Source organism: Streptomyces sp. NPDC088400 (assembly GCF_044753355.1).
Classification (GTDB): Bacteria; Actinomycetota; Actinomycetes; order Streptomycetales; family Streptomycetaceae; genus Streptomyces.
The window spans coordinates 51,633-70,761 of the sequence record NZ_JBIVMZ010000011.1; the positions used below are offsets into that span (position 1 = coordinate 51,633).

Here is a 19,129-nt window from a genome sequence, read left to right on the forward strand (position 1 = left end):
GCGTGCCGGTCAGCCGCGGGCGCCGTGGTCAGTGGCGCGTGCTCGTGCTCGTGTTGTCGTCCGGTTCGGTGGTGTCGGCGCAGGTGGTCGCCGGGCTCTTGTCCTTGGCGAGGAAAATGGTCTGCGCCATCATCCGGTATCCCGACATTCCCTCGCGCAGGGTCTCGATGGACTCCTCCGGGTGTACGGAATCGATCACCGCGTTCGGGCCCACCGCGTTGAACTGGTGGGACACCCCGCGCGGTATCTGCATGTCCACCCAGGAGTTCGGCGGCACGATCACGTTGTGCCGGATCCGGTCCACCCCGGTGGGCGTACCGGGCAGCGCGTCGGTGAAGGCGTTCAGCGGTTCGGGCCAGCCTGCCGTGGGCCGCACGGTGATGGGGGACAGGCTGGAGACCCGGATCCTGGTGTCGGGACCGGTCATCATCCGTACGAACCTCAGCCCGGTGTGCAGGTGCATGCGCGAACAGATGTCGCGTTCGGCGGTGTCGTAGAAGTCCATCAGGTAGCGGTCGGCGAAGAAGCCCTCGAAGGGGGGCTCCAGCATGAAGACGTCGCCTTCTTCGAACTCCTGCGCCTCTTTGAGCGCACCGGCCGGGGTCGGGCTCGCCGCCTCCCTGCCGTGGGCGGTCCGGACCAGACCGGCGAGTGAGTCGACCACGGCCAGGGCGACCTCCGGCGGCAGTGTCACCACCGGAGTCAGCCGGTTCCGGCCGGGGTCCTGGTGCCGCCGGACGTCGAGGATCTCGTCCTCGACATCGGGAGACTGCTTCATCCGGCCGGTCGTTTCGGTACCCAGCGTCATCCAGTCACTCCAGTGTGCTCGTTCGGTCCGGAACCCGGCTGCCGTGCCCACAGCACGCCGCCGAGGTCGTGCCGCCCGGCGCGCAGCACCGAGCAGCCCGCGGTCGGGAATCCTCCGTCCCGCAGCCGGGCCAGCCGTGTCCAGCGATCTGTCCCGCCAGCCTCGACCGAACCGTCCAGAAAGGCCAGTAGCGGACCCAGCGGCCAGCCGGGTCCGTCGGCCGCCGGCCCGTGCGGGAGTACGAGAAGTGTGCCGTCGCCGAAGCGCGCTTCGGTGCCGAACGGCACCTGCGCGCCCTCGTACCCGTGGCGGGCGGCCACTTCCGCGGCGAGTTCTCCGTGCACCGCCAGGGGCCACTCGGCGAGCAGCGTCCGGAGCCATCGGGCCTTGGCCCGGGACAGTTCCGTATCGTCCTCGCTGTGCCAGTGCTCCCGCAGGAAGTCGAAGGCGCCGAAGACGGGTTCGTCGTCCGCCTGCGGGCGGTCGTCGGCCTGCGCGGCCAGTGCGCGCAGGCCGGGGTGTTCGGCGCCCGCGCGCAGCAGGTGGTGTGCGGTGGCCGCGGCATGGCGCAGCAGCCGTTCGTACCGTGCGGGGGCCAGCCGGCGTACGGCGAGGGCCCGGCTCATCGCCTTGCGCTGGGGCTTGCCGGTGGACGTCGACAGGAACCCGCCGAACTGGACCGCCGTCGGGCGCAGCGGCGCCCGTTCGTACAGGTCGCGTACGGCGGAGACCGGCTGATCCGTGGCGATCAGCCCGACGTCCTGGCCGAGTGCGGGTTCGTCCACCGCGACCGCCGCGAACCGGCCGGACAGGCCCGCCCGGCGCCAGCCCTGTTCGAGGTCGAGCGGGTAGTGCTTCTCACCGCCCCGGTTGATGCGCTCACCGGCGCGGCCGCGCAACACCAGTAGCCCGTCACGGAGTTCGCCCAGATCACCGGTGCGCAGCCAGCCGTCGTCGGTGACCGTGGCGGCGGTCGTACGGCTGTCCTGCCAGTAGCCGGTCATCAGATCCGGGGTTCTGATCCACACTTCGCCGGACTCCAGCCGCAGTTCGGTGTCCGGCAGCGGTGCCCCGACCGGGGGCACGTGCTCCAGGTACTGGTCGCGGAACTCGGCGTCGTCGAGCAGGGGCGTGGTGAAGCTGAAGTTGACCGCCTCGGTCAGGCCGTAGCCCTGCCGCAGGCGCGGGCCGTACCGGCGGTGGAAGCGGCGGGCGAGGTCGCTGGTCAGCGGGGCGGCCGCGGTGATCAGGTACTCCAGGCCGTCCGGCCATTCGGGACCGGCCTCCACCAGGTCCGCCAGCAGGGCGGGCACGATCGACGCGGTCCTGGCCCCGGTCGCGTCCAGCGCGGCGAAGTAGCCCGCCGGGTCGAAGGTGGACCGCAAGGTCAGCGGCGTGCCGGTGAGATACGTGCCGAGCAGGGACATGACCAGCGCGTTGCAGTGGTACAGCGGCAGGCAGGTCCCGTGCGGACGGTCGGGCATCAGCCCGTGCAGCGCCGAGGTCCTGGCCGCGTTGCCCAGTACCGCCCGCCTGCTGAGCATGACCCCTTTCTGCGGGCCGGTGGAGCCCGAGGTGAACATGATGAACGCGAGGTCGTCCATCGGCCCGTGGACGTCGGGCAGGCCGGTGCGGCGCGGCCCGTGGACGTCCACCAGGGCCGTCGCGGACACGCGCTCGGCGATGTCCCGGGCCGCCCGGTCGGTGGCGCGCGGGTGCAGCGGGACGGCGACGAGCCCCAGGTCGAAGCAGGTGAGCAGGGTGTCCGCCAGCGCGCGGCCATTGGGCAGCCGGACCACCACCCGTGCGCCCGTGGGCAGTTCGGCGAGCATGCGGACCGGGTTGCGCGGGTCGGACGGCACTCTCGTACTCGTACCATGCCCGGGGGCGCCGGGGTCGGTGCCGGTCAACGCGGCCTCCTCAGCAGGTCGCGGAGCGGTGCTCCGATGTCGTCCACGTGCTGCGGTTGCATCACCTGGTGGTGGAGCGCGGTGACATGATGAACCGTCAGGTCGCCACCGGTGTGGGGCCGCCACAGTTCATGGTTCGGTACGCGGCGTGGCGCACCTGCCCTTGCTTCGACGTACGTGGTGTCTCCCGGGTAGAGCGGTGGCCGGTAGGTCCGCGCGAGCCTCTCGTTGTGGCGCGACACGGCGATGACGCGGCTGATGTCGTCCGCGGTGAACCGGGCGAACACACTGCCTTCCCGGTGCAGCAGCGCCGAGACGGTGTCGAAGTCGAGGTCCGCCGAGGCGAATCGCTCGTCGTCGAGCCCCGCGGCCGTCAGCAGCACCCGGAAGACGCGCTGGTCGTCGATGGGCTGTCCCGGTCCGGCTTCGGTGCCGGCGACGGAGTCCACCAGGAACAGCGATCCGGCCGGCTCGCCGAGTTCGTGCAGCCGGACCGCCATCGCGTGCGCCACGAGTCCGCCGAAGGACCAGCCGACCAGGTGGTAGGGGCCGCCGGGGCGGACCGTACGCAGCAGGGCCAGGTAGCGCTCGGCCATCGCTTCGACGGTGTCGGGCAGATCCGCCGCTGGGCCGGGGCCTTCGGCCTGGATGCCGTACACGGGATGGTCGCGGTCGATGTGCCGCAGCAGTCCCGAGTACAGCCAGCTGATCCCGCTGAGCGGATGTACGCAGAACACGGGTGTCGCCGGGCCGCCCGTCCGGAACGGTACGAGGTGCGCGGACGCGTTCTCGGACGGTGCCCGGTCCGGCTCGGACGGTGCCCGGTCCAGCAGCCGGTTCAGCGCGGCGGGGGTGGCCGCCTCGAAGACGTGCCGGATCGTCGGTTCCAGTCCGAGCACGGTCCGCACCCGATCGGTCAGCCGGGCCGCCACGAGCGAGTGCCCGCCCAGCTCGAAGAAGTTGTCGTCGGGACCGACCCGGGGCAGATCCAGCACCTCGGCGAAGAGTTCGCACATCAGGTGCTCGCGGAAGTCCGCCGGCGGCGTCGAACCGCCCGCGGACGCCCAGTCCGGTTCGGGCAGACTGCCGCGCAGCAGCTTTCCGTTGGCGCTGAGGGGCAGCCGGTCCAGCGCGAGCAGACGGCTGGGCACCATGTATTCCGGCAGGTGCCGGGCCAGGTGCGCGCCCACCGAGCGCAGGTCGGCGTCGGCCGGAACGACGTAGCCGACCAGGCGCCGGTCGTCGGCCCTGCGGTCGTGCACGGTCACCGCGGCCGCCTCGACGTCCTCGTGGCGGGCCAGCACGGCCTCGATCTCACCGAGTTCGACACGATGGCCGCGGATCTTCACCTGGTCGTCGGTCCGGCCGTGGAAGCACAGCACACCGTCGGCGGTCCACGACGCGAGATCGCCGGTGCGGTACATCCGGTGCCCCGCCGGACCGAAGATGTCCGGCACGAACCGGGTCGCGGTCAGCCCCGGCCGGCGCAGGTAGCCCGTGGCCACGCCCGCACCGGCCACGTACAACTCGCCGGTCACGCCCGGTGGTACGGGCCGCAAACTGGCATCGAGCACATAGCACCGGGTGTTCCACAGAGGACGCCCGAGGGGCACCGTGGCGGTCGTCACGGGGCCGACCGCGTGGGTGGTGGACCAGACCGTGGTCTCCGTCGGGCCGTAACACGCCAGCAGGGACTGGGTGAGGCCGGTCAGTGTCCCGGCCAGCTCCGGCGGTACCGCCTCGCCACCGATGACCGCGCGGATGTGGCGCAGCCGGCCGGGCCGCCGGGTCGCGAGCGCCTGCCACAGCGACGGGGTCGCCTGCATCACGGTGACCCGGTGCCGGTCGAGCAGAGTGGACAATTCGTCGGGATCCCGGAGCGCGCCCTGGTCGGCGAGCACCATCGTGGCACCGGTGACCAGCGGGAGGTACAGCTCGGGCTGGGACATGTCGAAGCTCGCGGGCGCGGCGGCCAGTACGTGGTCGTCGGCGCCGACCGCCAGGTGCTCGCGCAGGGCGAGCACCAGGTTCGTCAGCGCGCTGTGGGGCACGACAACTCCCTTCGGCCGCCCGGTGGATCCCGAGGTGTACGTGACGTACGCCGTGGTCTCCGGTACGGACGCCGGGTCCTCGGGGCCGGCGGTGACGGCGAGTCCGTTGTCGTGACGCACTACCAGCAGCGGGCGGGCGTCCGCCAGCAGCGCCGCGATCCGCCGTGGCGGCAGCGAGGGGTCGACCGGCAGGTAGGCGGCACCGATCGACTGGACCGCGATGAGGGCGGCGGGCAGGTCGGGGTCACGCCGCAGCTCCAGCGCGATCAGGCTGCCGGGCCCGGCCCCGCGGGCACGGAGCTCCGCCGCGATACGGGCCGCCCGTTCGGACAACTCCCGGTAGGTGAGCACGGTTTCCCCGTGCCGTACGGCCGGTGCGTCGGGAGCGCGGAGCACCTGCGCCGCGAACAGGTCGGCCACGGTGCTCCCGGGCACATCGTGGGCGGTGGAGTTCCAGCGGCCGATCATCCGCTCGCGCTCACCGGCGACGAGAACCGGCAGGTCGGCGATCCCGAGGTGTGGATCCGCCACCACCGCCCTCAACAGCTGTTCCAGCCGGGCGAGCAACAGCCGGGCGGAGACAGGGGTGAACAGTTCGGTGTCGTACTCCAGCAGGCCCTCGACACCGTCCTCCGCTCCGTGGTCCGTGTGGTGCTGGCGCAGGCTCCACAACAGGTCCATGCGTGAGGCGCCGCCGTGCGCGGCGAGCGGTTCGACCCGCAGCCCCGGCAGGTCGAACTCCACGGGCGGCGTGTCCTGGAAGGCCAGCATCACCTGGAAGACGGGGTGACTGGACAGCGAGCGCGGCGGGTTGACCGCCTCGACCACGTGATCGAAGGGCACTTCCTGATGGGCGAAGGCGTCGAGGTCGGCGGTCCGGACCCGCTCCAGCAGTTCGGCGAAGGTCGGTGTGCCGCTGAGGTCGGTGCGCAGCACCACCGTGTTGACGAAGCAGCCGACGGTGTCGTGCAGCGCCTCGTCGTGCCGCCCGGCCACCGGTGTGCCGACGGGGATGTCCTCACCGGCGCCGAGACGTGACAGCAGCACCGCGATCGCGGCGTGCGTCACCATGAACAGGCTGGTGCCGGTGGACCGTGCGAGCCGGTTCAGCCGTGCGTGCAGGCCGGCGTCCAGAGCGAATTCCACGGTCTCCCCGCGATGCGCGGACACCGGCGGCCTGGCATGGTCGAGCGGCAGCGGCAGCACCTCCGGGGCCCCGCGCAACGCCTCCGTCCAGTAGGAGATCTCGGGGCCGAGGTCGAGGCCGCGCTGCCAGAGGGCGTAGTCCGCGTACTGCGTGGGCCGGCTCGTCCACCGCGGGGCATCGCCCGCGACGCGTGCCCGGTAGGCGGTGGACAGGTCGCGGGCCAGCGGAGCCAGTGACCAGCCGTCGGCGGCGATGTGGTGCAGCAGGATCAGCAGTACGTACCGTTCCGGCGCGGTCTCGAAGAGAGTTACGCGGATGGGGAGTTCGGCGGTGAGGTCGAAGACGTGGGTCGCCGCGTCGGCGAGCAGGCCGGGCAGTTCGGCCTCCGAGGTGGTCACCGTCTCGAACGGCAACTCCTGCGCCGTGCCGATGCGCTGGTAGGGCTCGCCGTCGATCTCGGTGACGGTGGTGCGCAGGCTTTCGTGCCGGACGAGTACGTCGCCGAGGGCCGTGTAGAGGTGTTCCGCCAGGCGTTCCGCCGCCGGGGGGCCGCTCAGCCGGACCGCGAAGGACATGTTGTACACCGAGTTGGGGCCGGCGAGCCGGCTGAAGAACCAGAGCCGGCGCTGCGCGGGGGAGAGCGGGATCCGCTCCGGCCGTGCGGTCGGGACGAGCCGGGCGCGCGGTGCGCCCGTCGGCTCCGGCAGACACCGCGCCAGGTCGGCGACGACCGGGGCGTCGAACAGGGTACGGATGCTCAGCTCGCAGCCGGTCTCCGCCCGCACCCGGTTGATCAGGCGGGTGGCCAGCAGCGAATGCCCGCCCAGATCGAAGAAACTGTCCTCCGCGCCGACCTCGGGGACCCCCAGCGTCTCGGCGAACAGCCCGCACAGGAGCCGTTCCCGCTCGGTCGCGGGCGGGCGGCCCAGCGGCAGCGCGGACTCCGGTCGCGGCAGGGCCCTGCGGTCCAGCTTGCCGTTGACGGTCAGCGGGATCTCGTCGACCGGCAGGATGAACGCGGGCACCATGTGCGCGGGCAGCACCGTCCGGGCGTACTCGCGCAGCTCGGCGGGGGCCGGCTCCCCGGTGGTCACGGCGTAACAGAGGAGCCTGCCGCCGTCGGGGTCCGTGTCGGCGAGGACCACGGCGCGCTCTACGGCGGGGTGCCGTTCGAGGACCCGCTCGATCTCGCCGGGCTCGATCCGGTAACCGCGGATCTTCACCTGCTGGTCCATCCGGCCCAGGTACTCCAGCGTGCCGTCGGCCTGCCGCCGCGCGAGGTCACCGGAGCGGTACATCCGGGCACCGGGTGCGCCGAAGGGGTCGGCGACGTAACGGCTCGCGGTGAGACCTGGCCGTCCCAGATACCCCCGTGTCACACCGGGACCGGCCACGTAGATCTCGCCGGGGCAGCCCGGCGGCACCGGCCGCAGCGCGTGGTCCAGCAGGTGTAGTCGCAGATCGGGCAGTGCGGTGCCGACGACGCCGGCGGTCTCGTCGGGATCGGTCAGCTCGGCGTAGGTCGAGTGCACGGTGGTCTCGGTGATCCCGTACATGTTGACGAGCTTCGGCCGGCCGGGGCCGTGCCAGGAGCGGATACGGGAGAGTTCCAGTGCCTCACCGGCGAACACGACGACCCGCAGCGCGGGCAGAGCGCCCGGCGCCGCCTCCGCTTCGGCCCGCATGAGCTGGTAGAACGCCGACGGGGTCTGGCTCAGCGCGGTGACCCGCTCCCGGGCGAGCAACTCCACGAGTTCTCGCGGCGACTTGGCGACATCGTCCGGCACGACCACCAGGCGGCCCCCGCGGCCCAGCGCCGTCCACAGTTCCCAGACCGAGACATCGAAAGCGTACGAGTGGAACAGCGTGTGCACGTCGTCGTCACCGAAACCGAACCGGCTGTCGGTCGCCGCGAGCAGCCGCCCGACGTTGTGGTGCGACACCACGACGCCCTTGGGAGTTCCGGTGGATCCCGAGGTGTAGATCACGTAGGCGACGCTGTCGGGGTCCACGGCCGGACCGAGGTCGTCCGCCGGGCAGGAGGCGGCCGGGTCGGTTCCGTCGAGGACGAGTTGCTGATGAGGCGCCGCGATCGGCGTGTGCGTCACGACGAGCACGGGATCGGCGGCGGCCAGCACCTGCCGTACCCGCTCCTCGGGGTGGGCCGGGTCCAGGGGCAGGTAGCCGGCCCCGGACTTCAGTACGGCCAGCACCGCGACCACGAGGTCCGTGGAACGCTCCAGTACGAGGGCCACCAGGCGTTCCGGTCCGGCCCCGCGCGCCACGAGGAGCCGAGCGAGGCGGTTCGCCCGCGCGTTGAGTTCCTCGTACGAAAGGGTGGTGTCCCCGCAGGTGAGGGCCGGGGCCGTCGGCCGCCGGCGTACGTGCGCCTCGAACAGCGCGGGCAGCGCGACCGGTTCGGGCAGGGCGGCTGGGCTGGGCAGCGCGGCCCGGCCGGGTTCCGCCGGGGCGATTGCCGGGGTGTCCCGCTCGTCGGGCAGCAGCAGGTCGAGCCGGCCCAGGTTCGCCTGAGGATCCGCGGCGATCCGGTGGAGCAGCGCGCCGAGGCGGTCGAGGAGGCGACGGGCTTCCGGCTCGTCGAACAGGTCGGTGCTGTGGTCGAGGCGCAGCCGCAGGCGGTCGCCCGGCATGGCGATGAGCGTCAGCGGGTAGTGCGTGCCGTCCCGTCCCTGGACGTCCCGGAGTTCCAGGCCGGGCACGAGATCGCGCAGTTCGTCCCCGTCGATCGGATAGTTCTCGAAGACCACGACGGTGTCGAAGAGTTCGGCGTGCCCGGCGATCGACTGGAGCCGCGTCAGGTCGGCGTGCTGGTGGTCCAGCATGGACAGTTGCTGGGCGCGCAGGTCGGCGAGGGACTCGGCGACCGACTGGTGCGGGTCGAGTCGGACCCGTACGGGAATGGTGTTGATCAGCAGGCCGACGATGTGCTCCGAACCGGGCAGCTCCGCCGGCCTGCCGGAGACCGTCGCGCCGAACACCACGTCGTCGCGGCCGGTCAGGGCACCGAGCAGGACCGCCCACGCCAGTTGCACGACGATGTTGGCGGTCAGCCCGTGCTGCCGCGCCACGGCGTCGACACGCGCACTCGTCGTGTCGTCCAGCTCGGCGGTCAGCGCGCGCCGGGCCGAGGCCGACCCGCGCCGACCCGCCCCGCCGACCAGCGTCGGACCGTCCACGGAGGACAACAGAGCGCGCCATGCGGCCTCGTCCGCGCGGGAGTCCCGGGTGGACAGCCAGTCGAGGAAGTCGCGGTACGGCGTCGCGGGCGGCAGCGTGTGGCCGGCGTAGAGCGCGAACAACTCCTTGATCAGGATCGGCATGGACCAGCCGTCCAGCAGAAGGTGGTGCGTGGTCAGCACGAAGGTGTGCCGCTCGCCGGCACGGCGCAGCAGGGCGGCGCGGACCAGGGGAGGGCTGGAGAGGTCGAAGCGCCGCCTGCGGTCGGACTCCAGGAAACGATCGAGGTTTCCGTGCGCGGGCAGCGCCTGCCACTCCACGGTGAAATCCGGTTCGACCACCTGCACGGGACGGCCCGACGGGCTCTGCCGGACGCCCGCGGAGAGCTGGGGATGGCGCTGGAGCAGCCGGTGGAGCGCGTCGCGCAGCGCGTCGGGATCCAGCGCTCCGCCGAGCTCGAAGACGAACTGCACAAGGTACGGATCGGCGCCGTCGTGGTCGTACAGCGAGTGGAACAGCAGCCCCTGGGCCAGCGGAGGCAGGGGGAGCGCCCCGGTCGCGCGGGCGCGGGCCCGGTGCGCCAGGGCCGCCAGCACGTTGAACCACCGCCGCGCGAGTTCGGCGACCCGCGCTTCGGTGAGCAGTTCACCGGGCCAGGACCAGTTCGCCACCAGCCGGGGACCGTCCGCGTGATCGGTGATGACCGCGTCGAGTTCCACGGTGTGGCTCATCGCGAGCCCGCCACCGGTGGTGGAGCCGAGCACGGTGGCATCAGCCTGCACGGCCCAGTCGCCGCCACCGACGTCGAAACGGCCCAGGTAGTTGAACGCGAACTGCGGCGACGGCCGGGCGGCCAGCGCCGGAGCGCTCTGCGGGTTGAGGTGGCGCAGCAGGCCGTACGCCAGCCCCTTGCGCGCGGCGTCCCGCGCGCAGGCCCGCACCATGGCCACCGCACCGTCCAGCGCGGTCGGATCCGCGCGGGCGTCCACCCAGGAGCAACCGGGATCGAGCACCACGGGGAACAGGGTGGTGAACCAGCCCACCGTGCGGGACAGGTCCAGATTGGCGGCGAACTCCTCGCGCCCGTGGCCTTCGAGGTCCACCAGCAGCGCGTCAGGGCCGTCCCGCCAGTCGGCGGCGGCCAGGGCGAACGCGGTCAGGAGCAGTTCGTTCACCGAGCAGTCGAAGGCCGCCGTCGCGTCGGTGACCAGACTCGCGGTGAGTTCGCTGGGCAGGGTGGTCGAATGCCAGCGCCGGGTGTCCTCGGTGTCCACCTCGCCGTCCAGGGCGCGTTCGGCGACGGGGGAGTCCTCGGGCGCCGTTCGCCACCGGGGGAAATCATCGAGCACGGACGCGTGGTGCGCGTGGTGCACCAAGGCCTTCGCCCACTGGGGGAAGGACGTCCCTGTCGGTTGCAGCCGCGGTGTGTCCCCCTGCCGGACGGCTTCCCAGGCGACTCGGAGGTCTTCCTGGATGATCCGCCAGGAGACACCGTCAACGCTGAGATGGTGCACCGTGAGGGTCAGCTCACCCGGCTTCCCGGGTCCGGGATCCGACCAGCGGGCGTCCACCACCTGGCCGTGCTCGGGTGTGAGCACCGCGCCCGGTCGGTTCAACTCGACCGTGGTGCTGGGCAATACCTCCAGAGCCCACAGCGTATCCACCCGGGTCAGGGAGAGCCGCAGCATGCCGTGGTGATCGATCAGCGCCTGCACCACCGCGCGCACCTGCGCTCCCGTCATGTCCGCCGGGGTGCGTACGGTCAAGGACTGCACGAAGCCGTCGATCGGTCCGCCGCGTTCGCGCAGCCAGTGCATGATCGGCGTCAGCGGGACCGTGGGATCGCCCGCGTCCCCCAGCCCGGCCCGGTGCCTCGGTCCCTGCCCCGCGTGGACGCCGTCGGCGAGGCCGGAGACGGTGGGTGTACGGAACACGTCCGGGGTGCTGATGCTCAGACCGGCCCGCTGCGCCGCACCGGCGAGCTGGATCGCCTTGATGCTGTCGCCGCCGAGCTGGAAGAAGTCCTGGTCGAGCGGGACTTCGGCCAGGCCGAGGACTTCACCGAACAACTCGGCCAGCCGGTGCTCCGCGGGGGTGCGAAGAGCCGTGTCCTTGGCCGTGTCCTTGCTCCCGGTGTCCCCGCTCCCGGTGCGCCCGCTTCCGGTGTCCGGAGCGGGGAGCGCGGTCCGGTCGAGCTTCCCGTTGCGGGTCAGCGGCAGCCGGTCCACTTCCACCACGGCCGACGGCACCATGTACGGAGGCAGTTTCTGTGCCACACCGTCGAGCAGCGCCGTCGTGTCTCCCGCCGTGTCACCCGACGCGGCCACGTAGGAGACCAGCTGCCGCACTCCCGGCCGGTCCTCGCGCAGGATGGTCGCGGCCTGCCGCACGCCGGGCTCGGCCAGCAGCGCGGCGTCGATCTCCGCCAGTTCGATCCGGTAACCGCGCAGCTTGATCTGCCCGTCGGCGCGCCCGGCGAACTCCAGTCGCCCGTCGTCGTTCCAGCGGGCCAGGTCGCCCGTGCGGTAGACCCGGGCGCCGGGCGGGCCGGAAGGATCGGGCACGAAGCGCTCGGCGGTGGCGACCGGCCGGCCGAGGTAGCCGCGCGCGACCCCCACGCCCCCGAGGTACAACTCGCCCACCACGCCGGGTGGTACCGGTCGCAGCGCGTCGTCGAGTACCAGCACCCGTTTGCCGTCCAGCGGCGCGCCGATGGGGACCGGGGCGGTGTCTTCCGCCACCTTCCCGACGGCGAACCTGGTCGCGAACACCGTGGTCTCGGTTGGCCCGTACCCGTTGACTACGGTGAGTTCCGGCAGCGCGGACCGTACGGCGCGCACCGCCGCGGGGGACACCACGTCACCGCCGGTCCAGACCTGGCGCACCCCGGTGAGACACGCGGGGTCCTCCGTGGCGATCGCGTTGAACAGCCCCGCTGTCAGCCACAGTCCGGTGATTCCGGTGGCGGCCGTGACCCGGGACAGTTCGGCCGGGTCCAGCCGTCCCGGCGCGGCGACGACCACCTCACCACCGGTCAGCAACGGAACCCACAACTCCAGGTTGAACGCGTCGAAGGCGTGCGGCGAGTGCAGCAGCACCCGGTCCGCGCCGCCTTCGGACCACCACCGGTCGGCGGCGAGCCCCGCGAGGTTGCGCTGGGTGATCGCGACTCCCTTGGGCCGTCCCGTGGAGCCGGAGGTGAACATCACGCAGGCCAACGCTTCCGGCGCGACGCGCGGTTCCGAGTCCGCGTCACGGTTCGAGTCCGAGGCGCCGGTTCCTCCGGCCCGTACATCCGGCGTCCGTACGTCCAGTTGCCGCGCACCGCGGTCACGTGCCGACGCGACGATGGGGTCCTCTTCGGTCCTCCGGTCGGTGAGCAGCACCCGCACGTCCGCGTCGGAGAGCACCGCTTCCTGCCGGGAGACCGCGTCGTCCCGCTGCAACGGAACGTAGGCCGCGCCCGTCTTCACCACGGCGAGCGCCGCGACGACCAGGTCCACCGATCGTTCCAGCAGCAGTGCGACAGTCCGCTCCGGGCCCGAGCCGGCGGCGGCGAGTTCGGTGGCCAGCGCCGAACTCCGCGCGTCCAGTTCGCGGTAGGTCAGCCGCTCACCGGTCTCCGCCGAGCGGACCGCGAACGCGTCGGGCCGACGGCGTACTTGTTCGGCGAAACCATCAACTGCCGTGCCGTCAAAAGTGATTGACGTGTGGTCACCTGTGCCCAGAGCGGCGCTGTGCCGGCGCTCCGTCGCTGTGGTCGCCGATATCCGCGCCAGAGGTGTGTCCCGGTCGGCCTCCGCCGTCTGCCACAGCACGTGCAGGAAGCGGTCGGCGACGTCGCTCAGCAGTTCTTCGTCGTGGTTGGCGGGATTGGCGTCGAAGTCGAAGCGCAGCACGCCGTCGCCACGGTCGTACGCGACGATCGAGAGATCCTCCGACGGCGGCGCCTGAAGGTTGTGTACGGTCGCGGTCGCCGGGCCGAATCGCAGCGGTCGGTCGAAACGCTGGATGTTGAGCACCGGACCGAAGAACTTCCGGCCGTCCTCGGGATATTCCAGGTCTCGGCGCAGATGCTCGCCCCGGTAACGCTGGTGACGGCGCACCAGCCGCAGTTCGCCGGCGACCTGGTCGAGCAGGTCCCCGATGGTGGCCGCCGGATCGGCGCGCAGCCTCAGGGGGAGGACGTTGGCCGACATCGCGGGCACGGTGCGGGCGAGTTCGGGCGTGCGGCCGGCGACCGGGAGGCTCAGCACGACGTCGCGGCTACCGGTCATCGCGTGCAGGTAGACCGCGGTCGCCGCGGTGAGCAGCCGGGTCCAGCGGTGCCCGAGCCGTTCCGCGCCGGCCCGCAACGTGTCGAACTCGGCGCTCGGCAGCACCCTGGTCAACCGCAGCGAATGAGCCGCGGCCGGGGCGGGACGGGTGCCGAGACTCAGGAAATCCGGCCGCCCGGCCAGTCGGTCCAGCCACCAGGTCCGGTCCTCGGTGCGTTCACCGCCGTCCCGGTAGGCGGCTTCGGCCTCCACCAGGGGACGGAGTCCGGTCCAGCCGCTTTCCGGAACAGCACGCCCGTCGTGCAGACAGCTGTAGATCTCGGCGACGCGTTCGGCGAACAGGGCCATGCCCGCGCCGTCGAGAGCGATGTGGTGAACCCGGTGGAACACCAGCGAGCGGTCGTCGGTGACGCGTAGCACGGCTCCCAGGAACAATGGCCCGGCATCGCTGTCCCCGGCTTCGGCCAGGCCGGCCCGCATCCACTCCCGCGCGGCGGCGTCCGGGTCGGACGCTCCCCGGAGGTCGACCACTTCGACGGTGTGGGCCGGGTCTGGGAGAAACCGTTGCACCGGCAAAGAATCTGTTGGTTCAGCGAAGTGGACGTTGACCGCCTCGCATTCGGCCGCCGCCGCGGTGACCGCCGTGGCCACGACGTCGGCGTCCACGGTGCCGTCCAGGACGAGGTACTCCGCCCACTGATAGGCGCCGGGATGGCTGAGCCCTGCATGCTCTGCGAGCCAGATCCCGAGCTGGGCATCGGAAAGTTGCAGTTCAGGACGGTTTTCGGGCACGAGTCTGAGCATCCCATCGGTTTGCTGGCGCTGGGGGGTGTCCGCGAAGGGGCGGACACCCCCTACCAGCGACTGCCGTCGGAAGCGGCCGGATTGATCAAGAAGCGGACCGCCCCATCGAAACACGACAGGCAATGGGATGGTAAAGACTCGGCAATATGTTGTATCTCACGTTTGCTTACGGCCGCTCAAACTTGCTGTTGGGAAAGGCCGGAAGAATCGATTGGCGTGAAATCCTCATCCGGATCGACCTGTTGAGGCGGACCGCGGATCATGTGGCCGAAATGGCTCCGGAGTGGCTGGGGCACGCCCATTGTGGTGTGGCGAGGGCTGGGAGCCGGTCACACCGCCTTGCCGGGGTTGAGGATGTGATGGGGGTCGAACGCGCTCTTCAGCCGCTGTTGCAGGGCGTGGTTGTCCGCGCCGAGTTCCTCTGCGACCCACTGCCGCTTGAGGGCGCCGACTCCGTGTTCGCCGGTGAGGGTGCCGCCCAGTCGCAGTGCGACGGCGAAGATCTCGCTCGCCGCCTTCCAGGCCGTCTCCGGCAGTTCCGGCAGGGCGGGATCCACGACGATGATCGGGTGCAGATTGCCGTCGGCGGCGTGCGCGAGCGTGAAGACCGGCACGTCGTACCGTACGGAGATGGCCTCGACGGCCCGTACGGCTTCGGCCAGCCGGGAGCGGGGGACGGCGATGTCCTCGATCAGCGGGCGGCCGACGCGTTCCAGCGAGGGCAGCGCCAGGCGGCGGGCCGCCAGCAGGGATTCCGCCTCAGCGGGATCGGCGGCGACCTCGACGGACGTGGCCCGGTCGCCGACAACCGCCGCGACGCGTTCGGCCTCGGCGATCGCGCCCGCGCCGTCGCACTGGACGAGCAGCAGGGCGGCGCCCCGGGCCCGCAGCCCGGTTCCCTGCGCGGCGTCGATGGCGCCCAGGACCGGGCCGTCCAGCAGTTCGCACATCGCGGGCTCGACACGAGCGGCGGTGATCGCCGAAGAGGCGGCGGCGGCGTCCTCGACACGGTCGAAGTACGCGGCGATCGTCGCGGTCGCGACCGGCACCGGCCGCAGCCGCACGGTGGCGCCGGTGATCACCGCGAGGGTGCCCTCGGAGCCGGTCAGCAGGGCCGTCAGGTCGTAGCCGGTGACGCCCTTGACGGTGCGTCGGCCGGTGCGTACGACCGTACCGTCGGCGAGCACGGCCGTAAGCCCCAGGACGCTGTCGCGGGTGACACCGTATTTGGCGCAGCGCAGCCCGCCCGCGTTGGTGGCGATGTTGCCGCCGACCGTGGAGATCGCGGCGCTCGCCGGGTCCGGGGCGTAGCGCAGCCCGTGCGCGGCGGCGGCCCGGTCGAGGTCGGCGGTGACCACGCCCGGTTCGACCACGGCGAGCTGGTCGTCGGGGGAGAGTTCGACGATGCGGCTCATCCCGGACAGATCGAGCACGATGCTGCCCTCGTCGGCGGCGGCCCCGCCGGACAGCCCGGTCCCCGCACCGCGCGGTACGACGGGCACGCGCAACTCGTTCGCGTGGCGAAGGACGCACCGCACCTCGTCGGTGTCCCGGGCGTGTACGACGGCGAGCGGCTGCCCGTCGGTGCGGGCACCGGACCGGTCGGTGGCGTACGGGGCCGTGGCGGCGGGATCGGTGGTCAGCCGGTCGGGCGGGAGGTCCCGGGCGAGCAGACCGAGCAGCCGGGCCGCGGCGGTGGCCTGCGCCACCGTCCGATGGGTGGTCATCGAAGAGCCTTCGCGCCGACAGGATCCAGTGGCGTGCGGGGCATGGCGGGTTCTCCTGACGGTGACAGCCGGGTGTGACGTGGGTGCGGACGCCGCAAACGGGCGCGGAAAGATCCGAACGAGCGGGGCCCTACGCCGCCGGCTCGGTGGCCCGGTGGGCGAGTTCCTGACGGACCAGCGGCAGTACGTGGCGGGCGTAGTCGATCGCGTCGTTCAGCGGGTCGTAGCCCCGGATGGACAGCAGTTCGCAGCCGATGTCGACATAGTCCAGCAGCGCCGCGGCCACCGTCTCCGGCGAGCCGACCAGGGCGGTGGAGGAGCCCGCGGCATTGGTCGCGGCGGCCGGCGCGGTCCACAGGCAGCGGTCGTGCACCTCGCCTCGGGCGGCGACGTCCAGCAGGCGCTGGGAGCCGATGTTGGCGGGCCGGCCCTGGCCGACCGCCGGGTAGTGTCGGCTCTTGGCCCGCGCGGTGTGGCCCGCCTTGACCCGTTCCAGCGTGCGGTGGGCCTTCTCCCAGGCCAACTCGTCGGTCGGGGCGATGATCGGCCGGAAGGACACCCAGATCCGGGGCCGGGGACGCCCGGCGGCGTCGGCGACGGCGTTCACGGTGGCGATCTGCTCGGCCGTCTCCTTCAGCGGCTCGCCCCACAGCCCGAAGATGTCGCCCTGCTGTCCGCCCACCCGGTACGCGTCGGCCGACGAACCGCCGACCGAGATCGGGATGGTGCCGTTCACGGGGGAGACGTCGGAGCGGAAGCCCTCGAAGCGGTAGTGCGTGCCCTCGTGGGAGACCGGACCGTCGGAGGACCACACGTCACGGAGGATCCGGATGTATTCGTCCGACCTCTCGTAGCGTTCCGATTTGCCCAGATAGTCGCCCTCGCGGCGCTGCTCCTCGTCGTTGCCGCCGGAGATGATGTGGACGGACAGCCGACCGCCGCTGAGCCGGTCCAGGGTGGCGAAGGCGCGGGCCGCGTGGGTGGGGAAGATGACCCCCGGCCGGTGGGCGAGCATCGGCTTCAGGCGTTCGGTGTGGTGAGCGACGAACTGGGCGAGCTGGAGGGCGTCCGGGGAGGCGGAGTGGTAGGCGACGAGGGTGTAGTCGAAGCCGCCGTCGTCCAGCGCGCGGGCGAACTTCCGGGCGTAGTCGGGGTCGATGCCCGAACCGGCGGTGGGGTTGCCGTCGGTGGAGGCGTTGGGGTGGATGGCGCTGATGAACTCGACGGGCATGATGGATCGGCTCCTCGGGGTGTGTGCGACCTGGGCGGGGCCACTGCGACCTAAGTCAGGCCCACTTGCGACCTACGTGGGGCCCACTTGCGACTGGTGTGAGGCCCACTTGCGACCTGTGTGGGGCCCACATGGGGCCCACATCGGGCCTACTTGGTGAACAGGCTCGTGTCGACGGAATCGGCGACCTCGACGTTCGGGTCGAGCACCTTGATGCCGTGCATGGTGTCGGCCACCTTCTGAACGGACTTCGTCACGTCCGGCGTGATCGGCAGCACCTCCCCGTAGGCGGTGGTGGCGAGGGTCTTCGCGATAGCGGGCGAGGCCCCGGTGTCCTTCTCGATGGCCGCGGCGTACTCCTTGGGATGCGACCGGCCCCAGGCCAACGCCTTCGACAGGCGGTCCAGGAAATCGGCGAGCGCGGCCCGCTTGCCCTTGTCGGCCAGGGCCTTGTCCGACGCCCCGATGAAGCCGTAGCCGCTGATCCGGCCGTCGTTGCCGTCGATGAGCAGGCGGCCGCCCTGCTGGAGGGCGACGGCCTGGTAGACCCCGAAGGTCGCCCACACATCGACCTTGCCGGACGCGAAGGCGGCCTGGGCATCGGTCGGCAGCAGATACTGGACGGTGACGTCGGAATACGAAAGGCCCGCCTGCTGAAGGGCGTTGGCGAGCAGATACTCGGAAATGCTCCCCTTCGCGGAGGACACCACGACCTTCTTGCCCTTCAGATCCGCGACGTTCCGGACCGAGGAGTCCTTCTTCACGACGATGCCGACGTGGCTGCCGTCGTTCTTCAACGCCGCGACGTTCTTCACCTGTACGCCGCCGCTGAGCGCCTGAAGCGAGGGCAGATCGGCGGAGTACGAGGTGTCCGCCGCACCCGCCTGCACCGCCTGGAACAGGGGCGCGGCACCCTGGAACTCCGCCCACTTCACCCCGTACTTCGACCCCTTCAGCGCGCCCGACGCCTTGACCAGGGTCTGCAGGGTCTTGGCCTGGTCGCCGATGGTCAGCTGCCCGTCGGAGGACGACGCCCCGCCCGCCGTTCCGCCGTTGTCGGCGCAGCCGGCCGTGCCCAGGAGGGCGGCCAGGGCGAAGGTGGTGGTGAGGACACGAACGGTCCGGTTCATGAAGCGGTCCTTTCCAGCGGTGCGTCGAGCGGTGCGTCGAGCGATGCGTCGAGCGATGCGTCGCGCTCGGGCTCAGGGGCGGAGGCGTCGCGTACACCGAGCCAGCCGAGCAACCGGGAGCGCAGAGCGACGAATTCGGGGGACCCCAGGGTGCGGGGGCGGGGCAGGTCGACGGTGACCTCGTGGGCGATGCCGCCCGCGTCCATCACCAGCAACCGGTCGGCGAGCAGCAGGGCCTCCTCCACATCATGGGTCACCAGGAGGATGGAGCAGCCGTGCCGCTGCCACAGCTCGGCGACCAGCCGCTGCGCCTTGCCGCGGGTCAGGGCGTCCAGCGCGCCGAACGGCTCGTCCAGCAGCAGCAGTTCGGGTTCCCGTACGAGAGCACGGGCCAAGGACACCCGCTGCGCCTCGCCGCCGGAGAGGGTCTTCGGCCACACCCCGGCCCGCTCCTCGATGCCGACCTCGGCGAGGTAACGGGTGGCGAGGGCCCGGTCGGGCTTCCCGGGCAGGCCGAGGACGACGTTGCGCCACACCTTCAGCCAGGGCATCAGCCGGGGCGACTGGAAGGCGGCGGACCGGCGGGCGGGCACCGTGACCTCGCCGCTGATCTCGTCGTCCAGCCCGGCCAGGATGCGAAGCAGGGTGCTCTTGCCGCAGCCGCTGTGTCCCAGCAGGGCGACGAACTCGCCCTGGGCGATGGTCAGATCGAGGTCGTGGATCACGGTCCGGCCGGCGAAGGCCCGGCTCAGGCCGCGGATCTCCACGCTGTCGGTGCTGTCGGTGCTGTCGGTGCTGTCGGTGCTGTCTGTGGTGTCTGTGGTGTCTGTGGTGCTCCTGGTCATG

At 71.7% G+C, this 19,129-nt stretch carries 7 protein-coding genes; all 7 read right to left on the bottom strand.

Going from position 1 to position 19,129, the window contains the following annotated elements:
* Positions 1 to 28: 28 nt before the first annotated feature.
* The gene (locus ACIQD6_RS25830; protein ID WP_401886295.1) at positions 29 to 808 is read right to left on the bottom strand and encodes a hypothetical protein; all 780 of its coding nucleotides are present in this window, start codon (positions 806 to 808) and stop codon (positions 29 to 31) included.
* The gene (locus ACIQD6_RS25835) at positions 805 to 2,718 is read right to left on the bottom strand and encodes a class I adenylate-forming enzyme family protein (RefSeq protein WP_401886298.1); all 1,914 of its coding nucleotides are present in this window, start codon (positions 2,716 to 2,718) and stop codon (positions 805 to 807) included. Before ACIQD6_RS25835 ends, ACIQD6_RS25830 begins: the two co-directional genes overlap by 4 nt.
* Positions 2,715 to 14,183, bottom strand: a complete 11,469-nt coding sequence (locus tag ACIQD6_RS25840; protein ID WP_401886301.1) for an amino acid adenylation domain-containing protein — start codon at positions 14,181 to 14,183, stop codon at positions 2,715 to 2,717. The genes ACIQD6_RS25835 and ACIQD6_RS25840 overlap by 4 nt, the downstream gene beginning before the upstream one ends.
* A gap of 341 nt (positions 14,184 to 14,524) precedes the next feature.
* The gene (locus ACIQD6_RS25845) at positions 14,525 to 15,922 is read right to left on the bottom strand and encodes an FAD-binding oxidoreductase (RefSeq protein ID WP_401886304.1); all 1,398 of its coding nucleotides are present in this window, start codon (positions 15,920 to 15,922) and stop codon (positions 14,525 to 14,527) included.
* Between the two features lie 130 nt (positions 15,923 to 16,052).
* The gene (locus tag ACIQD6_RS25850) at positions 16,053 to 17,153 is read right to left on the bottom strand and encodes an LLM class flavin-dependent oxidoreductase (protein ID WP_401886305.1); all 1,101 of its coding nucleotides are present in this window, start codon (positions 17,151 to 17,153) and stop codon (positions 16,053 to 16,055) included.
* 149 nt (positions 17,154 to 17,302) lie between these two features.
* On the bottom strand, positions 17,303 to 18,283 hold the full coding sequence (locus ACIQD6_RS25855; protein ID WP_401886308.1) for an ABC transporter substrate-binding protein: 981 nt from the start codon (positions 18,281 to 18,283) through the stop codon (positions 17,303 to 17,305).
* Positions 18,280 to 19,128 (bottom strand): ABC transporter ATP-binding protein, encoded by an 849-nt coding sequence (locus ACIQD6_RS25860; protein WP_401886311.1) that lies wholly within the window; start codon positions 19,126 to 19,128, stop codon positions 18,280 to 18,282. Before ACIQD6_RS25860 ends, ACIQD6_RS25855 begins: the two co-directional genes overlap by 4 nt.
* Between the last annotated feature and the right edge of the window lies 1 nt (position 19,129).

What these genes read in the sequence shown, in the direction of transcription:
- ACIQD6_RS25830 (WP_401886295.1), bottom strand. Translation starts at nt 808, where the DNA reads ATGACGCTGGGTACCGAAACGACCGGCCGGATGAAGCAGTCTCCCGAT.
- ACIQD6_RS25845 (WP_401886304.1), bottom strand. Translation starts at nt 15,922, where the DNA reads ATGACCACCCATCGGACGGTGGCGCAGGCCACCGCCGCGGCCCGGCTG.
- ACIQD6_RS25850 (WP_401886305.1), bottom strand. Translation starts at nt 17,153, where the DNA reads ATGCCCGTCGAGTTCATCAGCGCCATCCACCCCAACGCCTCCACCGAC.
- ACIQD6_RS25855 (WP_401886308.1), bottom strand. Translation starts at nt 18,283, where the DNA reads ATGAACCGGACCGTTCGTGTCCTCACCACCACCTTCGCCCTGGCCGCC.
- ACIQD6_RS25860 (WP_401886311.1), bottom strand. Translation starts at nt 19,128, where the DNA reads ATGACCAGGAGCACCACAGACACCACAGACACCACAGACAGCACCGAC.